The following is a 5957-nucleotide window of genomic DNA, read 5'->3' as shown; positions in this document are numbered from 1 at the left end:
CGACATCCCCGACGCGGACCTGCCGCCGCTGACCCTGCGCTCGGACGGGCCTCCGCCGCAGCGCGCCTGGGCCGACCGCGACCCCGTGGCCGCGGCCCGGCTGACCCAGACCCGCGAGGCGCTCACGGCCTTTGCCGAGGAGCACCAGGTCCCCGTCGAGAACGTGCTGTCGCCCGACCCGTTGCGACGCGTCATCTGGTCCCCGCCGAGCGAGCGGTCGACCGACGCCTTCGCCGACGCCCTGGCGGCGCTGGGGGCGCGACCGTGGCAGACCACAGTGGTGGCGCCGATGATCAGCCGGGCCTTCGCAGACCACCCCGACGAGGCGTGACGGCTCTCACGCCACGCGACGGGTGACCCCGTTGTTACCGAGAAGTAGCATCGAGGTCTCTGCACTCGATCCCTAGGGAGGCACCCGTGCCCCGCACCCTGCGTGAGGTCGTCTTCGTCGACGGTGTTCGCACCCCGTTCGGCAAGGCCGGGGACAAGGGCATGTACGCCCAGACCCGCGCCGACGACCTCGTCATCCGCTGCATCCGTGAGCTGATGCGCCGACACCCCGAGCTGCCGCCCGAGCGCGTCGAGGAGGTCGCCGTCGCGGCGACCACCCAGATCGGCGACCAGGGCCTGACCCTCGGTCGCATGGCTGCGCTGCTGTCCGGTCTGCCCAAGACCACGCCCGGCTACTCCATCGACCGCATGTGCGCCGGCGCGATGACGGCCGTGACGACCACGGCCAGCTCCATCGCGTTCGGCTCGATCGACGTCGCCATCGCCGGTGGCGTCGAGCACATGGGCCGCCACCCCATGGGTGAAGGCGTCGACCCCAACCCCCGCATCGTCGCCGAGAAGCTCGTCGACCCCTCGGCGCTGGTCATGGGTTCGACAGCCGAGAACCTGCACGACCGGTTCCCCTCCATCACCAAGGACCGCAGCGACGCGTTCGCCGTCGGCTCCCAGGACAAGCTCGCCAAGGCGTACGCGAACGAGCAGATCCAGCCCGACCTGGTGCCGGTCGCCACCCGCCACCAGGAGCTCGGCTACGGCCTGGCCACCCAGGACGAGCCCCCGCGCCCCGGCACCACCCTCGAGGACCTCGCCTCCCTCAAGACGCCGTTCCGCCCGCACGGCAACGTCACCGCCGGCAACTCCGCCGGGCTCAACGACGGCGCCACGGCCTGCATCCTGGCGTCCGAGCAGGCTGCGCTGGAGCTCGGCCTGCCCGTGAAGATGCGGCTGGTCGACTTCGCCTTCGTCGGGGTCGAGCCCGAGGTCATGGGCATCGGACCGGTCCCAGCCACCGAGAAGGCGCTCGCCAAGGCTGGCCTGTCGATCGAGGACATCGGCCTGTTCGAGCTCAACGAGGCGTTCGCGGTCCAGGTGCTCGCCTTCCTCGACCACTTCGGCATCGCCGACGACGACCCTCGCGTCAACCAGTACGGCGGCGCCATCGCCACCGGGCACCCGCTCGCCTCCTCCGGCGTGCGGCTCATGACCCAGCTGGCACGCCAGTTCGAGGAGAACCCCGAGGTCCGCTACGGCCTCACGGCCATGTGCATCGGCATCGGCATGGGAGCCGCCGTCATCTGGGAGAACCCGCACCACGCCGACTACGGCACGGAGGTCGCAGCATGAGCGAGCAGAGTCCCACCCCCGCCTTCGAGGAGGTCGTGACCCACACCCCGGTCCGCGACGTCGTCCTCCCCGGCAAGGCCGGCACGCTGGCCCTGCTCACGCTGGACAACGGCTTCGACCACACCAAGCCCAACACCTTCGGGCCGCAGACGATCCAGGGCCTCAAGGCAACCGTCGACGGGCTGCGGGCCCGTGCGGAGGCCGGCGAGATCCAGGCTGTCGGCATCACCGGCAAGCCGTTCATCTTCGCCGTGGGGGCCGACCTCAAGGCCGTGGCCCAGGCCACGGACCGCGAGCAGGCCCTCCAGGTCGCCAGGGCCGGTCACGACGCGTTCGGCGCGATCATGGACCTGCCCGTGCCGACGTTCGCGTTCGTCAACGGCGCGGCCATGGGCGGCGGCGTCGAGATCGCCCTGGCGGCCGACTACCGCACCATCTCGGCAGGCGTGCCCGCACTGGCCCTGCCCGAGACGTTCCTCGGCCTGGTACCCGGGTGGGGCGGCTGCTACCTGCTGCCCAACCTGGTGGGGCCGGCCCGGGCGCTCACGGTCATCATCGAGAACCCGATGAACATGAACCGCATGCTCAAGGGCCCTCAGGCCTTCGAGCTCGGGATCGCCGACGCGCTGTTCGCACCGGCCGACTTCCTCGAGGAGTCCCTGCTGTGGGCGGCCAAGGTCCTTTCAGGCGACGTGGTGGTGGAGCGTCCCGAGGTCTCGCGCGACGAGGCCGAGTGGACCGCTGCCCTCAAGACCGCGAAGTCGCTGGTCGACCTCAAGACCGGCGGCAAGGCGCCCGGCCCCTACCGTGCGCTCGAGCTCGTCGCCGCTGCCCGGACCGCCACCCGCGACGAGGCGTTCGCCGCAGAGGACGAGGCGCTCGCCGACCTCGTCATGGGTGACGAGCTGCGCGCTGGGCTGTACTCCTTCGACCTGGTCCAGCGGCGTGCCAAGCGACCCGCTGGGGCACCGGACAAGGCGCTGGCCCGCAAGGTCACGAAGGTCGGCATCGTGGGCGCAGGTCTCATGGCCAGCCAGCTCGCCCTGCTGTTCGCCAAGAACCTCGAGGTGCCGGTCGTCATGACCGACCTCGACGAGGAGCGGGTGGCCAAGGGAGTGGGCTACGCCCACTCCGAGGTCGACAAGCTTCTCGCCAAGAAGCGACTCGGCGCGGACAAGGCCACCCGGCTCAAGGCCCTCGTCACCGGCGCGACCACCAAGGACGGCTTCGCCGACGCCGACTTCGTCATCGAGGCGGTCTTCGAGGAGATGTCGGTCAAGAAGACGGTCTGGGCGCAGGTCGAGGCGATCGTCAGTGCCGAGTGCGTCCTCGCGACCAACACCTCGTCGTTGTCGATCACCGAGATGGCCTCGGAGCTGCGGCACCCAGAGCGGGTCGTCGGCTTCCACTTCTTCAACCCGGTCGCGGTCATGCCGCTGCTCGAGATCATCAAGGGCGAGCAGACCGACGACGCGACCCTCGCCACGGCCTTCGCCACCGGCAAGGGCCTGAAGAAGACGACGATCCTCGTCAAGGACAGCCCGTCGTTCATCGTCAACCGTCTCCTGGGCCGCTTCATGGGCGAGGTCGCCAAGGTCGTCGACGAGGGGACGCCGATCGAGGTGGCCGACAAGGCGTTCGCGGGGCTCGCCCCGATGCCGCCGTTCATCCTGCTCGGCCTGGTCGGGCCGGCCATCGCCCTGCACAACAACGAGACGCTGGCCAAGGCCTTCCCCGACCGCTTCTACGTCTCGGACAACCTGCGCAAGGTCGTCGGGGCGAAGAAGGCCGCGATCTACATCTGGCCCGAGGGCAAGCCGGTGGTCGACCCCGAGGTCGAGGCGCTGTTCGACAAGCCCTCCGACCCCGTGGTCCTGACGACCGAGGAGGTCCGCGAACGGGTCCTCGGCGTGCTGGCCGACGAGGCGCGACGGATGCTGGACGAGGGTGTCGCGCAGGCTCCCATGGACCTGGACCTCGCCATGATCACCGGCGCCGGCTTCCAGTTCTGGAACGGTGGCCTCACTCCCCTGCTCGACCGCGAGGGCGTCTCGGAGAAGGTCACCGGACAGCGCTTCCTCCCGGCGGGCGCCGCGAGCGTGCCCGCGTAGGCGACGTCCTCCGCACGGCCCGTGGCCGGCATACCGAATCGACGGTGTGCCGGCCACGTGCCCTCCCGGACGGGGTCGCCCGCCCCCCACGCCCACCACACAGGTCCGGGGCCAACTGTGGCGGGGCAGCACATGCTGGCGTGCTCACGGCGCACCTAGTCTCGCCGCATGCCGATGACGCCAGCCCTGCTCGACCTGTCCGGACGCACGGCACTGGTGACCGGCGCGGCCAGCGGCATCGGCGCCGCCTGCGTCGAGCGGCTCCTCGCCGCCGACGCCAAGGTCTACGCGGTGGACCAGGACGAGGCCGGGCTGGGTCGCTTCGACTCCGTCGGCGGTGTCGAGCCGCTCGTGGTCGACCTGTCCGACCTCGACGCCGTCGACGCGCTGCCGGGCGAGGTCGACGTCCTCGTCAACAACGCGGGCATCCAGCACGTCAGCCCGATCCACGAGTTCCCGACGGACACCTGGGACCTCATCATCCGCCTGATGCTCACCTCGCCGTTCCGCCTGACCCGGCGCGTGCTCCCCCACATGTATGCCGGTGGGTGGGGTCGGGTGGTCAACGTCTCGAGCGTGCACGGCCTGCGGGCGAGCGCGTTCAAGGCGGCCTACGTGTCGGCGAAGCACGGCCTCGAGGGCCTGTCGAAGGTGACCGCGCTCGAGGGGGGCGAGTACGGCGTCACGAGCAACTGCGTCAACCCTGCCTACGTTCGGACACCGTTGGTGGAGAAGCAGATCGCGGACCAGGCGCGCAGCCACGGGATCCCCGAGAGCGAGGTCGTCGAGACGGTGATGCTCGCCCCCGTCGCCCTGAAGCGGCTCGTCGAGCCGCACGAGGTCGCCGAGCTCGTGGCGTTCCTGTGCAGCCCCGCTGCAGACTCGGTCACCGGTTCGTCCTTCGCCATGGACGGCGGCTGGACCGCGCACTGAGCGTCGGTCAAACCCCCACAGAACCCCCCGCACACCTAGGATCCGGAAGTGATGGACGCGCAGGAGGGGGACGCACCGGTCGCCGCACCGGCAGACGCGGCTGCCATGACCCTGCTGCGGCTGCTCGCCGAGGGCGCTCCCACCGCCGAGCTCGCCGCTGTCGACGACCCAACCGGCGAGGCCCGCGAGCTGGCCGGACGGGTCCGTGCGGCCTTCGACTCGCGGCGCCGGCGCGAGGCCGAGCTCACGGCCCTCGTCGAGACCGCCAGGGACCTCGCGGCCCTGCGCGACCCCACGGGGATCCTCGAGGCCATCGTGCGCCGGGCCAGGACGCTGCTCGGCACCGACGTGTCCTACCTGACGCTCTACGACCCCGACGCGCAGGACACCTTCATGCGGGCCACCGACGGCTCGGTGAGCGCCGACTTCCAGTCCCTCCGGCTCTCCCTCGGTGACGGCCTGGGCGGTCTGGTGGCCTCGACCCGCAAGCCCTACTGGAGTGCGGACTACCCCAGCGACCACCGCTTCCAGCACACCGGCGCCATCGACAGCGCGGTCGGCGAGGAGGGCCTGGTGTCCATCTGCGGCACCCCCTTGGTGGTCGAGGACGAGTTCGTCGGGGTGCTGTTCGCCGCCAACCGCGCGCCGCGGCCCTTCTCCCCCGACCAGGTGGCGCTGCTGGGGTCGCTGGCTGCCCTGGCCGCGGTGTCGATCGTGCAGAACCGCAGCGCCGACGAGGTGCGCCGCCACACAGCGGGCGTCGAGCGGGCCGCGGCGGCGCACGACCGCTTCGCCGAGCTCGTGCTCGCCGGAGGCGGTGTCGACGACATCACCAAGGCGCTCGGCGACCTGCTCGGCGGCTGGGTCGTGCTCCTCGGGGCCGAGGGCGACCTGCTGAGCACGCACGGGGACGTCCCCACCGACGACCCCACCGGCCTGGGCGCCTCACCGGCCGTGGCCGAGACCCTGCGCACCGGGCGGCTCGCCGGGGCCGGCGGCCAGTGGGCCATCGCCGTCAAGGCCCCCCAGACCCCGCTGGGCGTGCTCGTGCTCGGCGGAGTCGACCAGCTCGACGACGCCGACCAGCGCACCGTGGAGCGTGCCTCCGTGGTCACCGCGCTGGTCCTGCTGTTCGAACGCACCGCTGCCGAGGCCGAGCAGCGGGTCCGGACCGACCTCGTCGCCGACCTCGTCAGTGGGCGCGGCGAAACCTCCACGCTCGCCGGTCGGGCCCGCAGCGAGGGCGTCGACCCCACCCGTCCGCACGCGGTGCTGGTC

General features: G+C 71.5%; 4 protein-coding genes and 1 pseudogene. All 5 read left to right on the top strand.

The genetic code is table 11. The features are described from left to right. Nucleotides 1-331: pseudogene (locus tag AC1DV7_RS18010) on the top strand (ribonuclease D); the annotation flags it as partial. An 86-nt stretch (nucleotides 332-417) separates the two neighbouring features. Then, complete coding sequence (locus tag AC1DV7_RS18005) at nucleotides 418-1635, top strand: thiolase family protein (RefSeq protein WP_477598709.1); 1218 nt, start codon at nucleotides 418-420, stop codon at nucleotides 1633-1635. Next, on the top strand, nucleotides 1632-3746 hold the full coding sequence (locus AC1DV7_RS18000; protein WP_477598708.1) for a 3-hydroxyacyl-CoA dehydrogenase NAD-binding domain-containing protein: 2115 nt from the start codon (nucleotides 1632-1634) through the stop codon (nucleotides 3744-3746). Before AC1DV7_RS18005 ends, AC1DV7_RS18000 begins: the two co-directional genes overlap by 4 nt. A 168-nt stretch (nucleotides 3747-3914) precedes the next feature. Continuing rightward, the gene (locus AC1DV7_RS17995; protein ID WP_477598707.1) at nucleotides 3915-4679 is read left to right on the top strand and encodes a 3-hydroxybutyrate dehydrogenase; all 765 of its coding nucleotides are present in this window, start codon (nucleotides 3915-3917) and stop codon (nucleotides 4677-4679) included. 51 nt (nucleotides 4680-4730) lie between these two features. Further along, nucleotides 4731-5957, top strand: a 1227-nt coding sequence (locus AC1DV7_RS17990) for a GAF domain-containing protein (RefSeq protein WP_477598706.1), incomplete at its 3' end; no start/stop codon positions are given.

The sequence above is a fragment of the Pedococcus sp. P2_E4 genome (assembly GCF_056403935.1).
This window is presented reverse-complemented; position numbering and strand designations above follow the sequence as displayed.

Coding starts and splice junctions, on each gene's coding strand:
- AC1DV7_RS18000 (WP_477598708.1), top strand. CDS start 1,632: ATGAGCGAGCAGAGTCCCACCCCCGCCTTCGAGGAGGTCGTGACCCAC.
- AC1DV7_RS17995 (WP_477598707.1), top strand. CDS start 3,915: ATGCCGATGACGCCAGCCCTGCTCGACCTGTCCGGACGCACGGCACTG.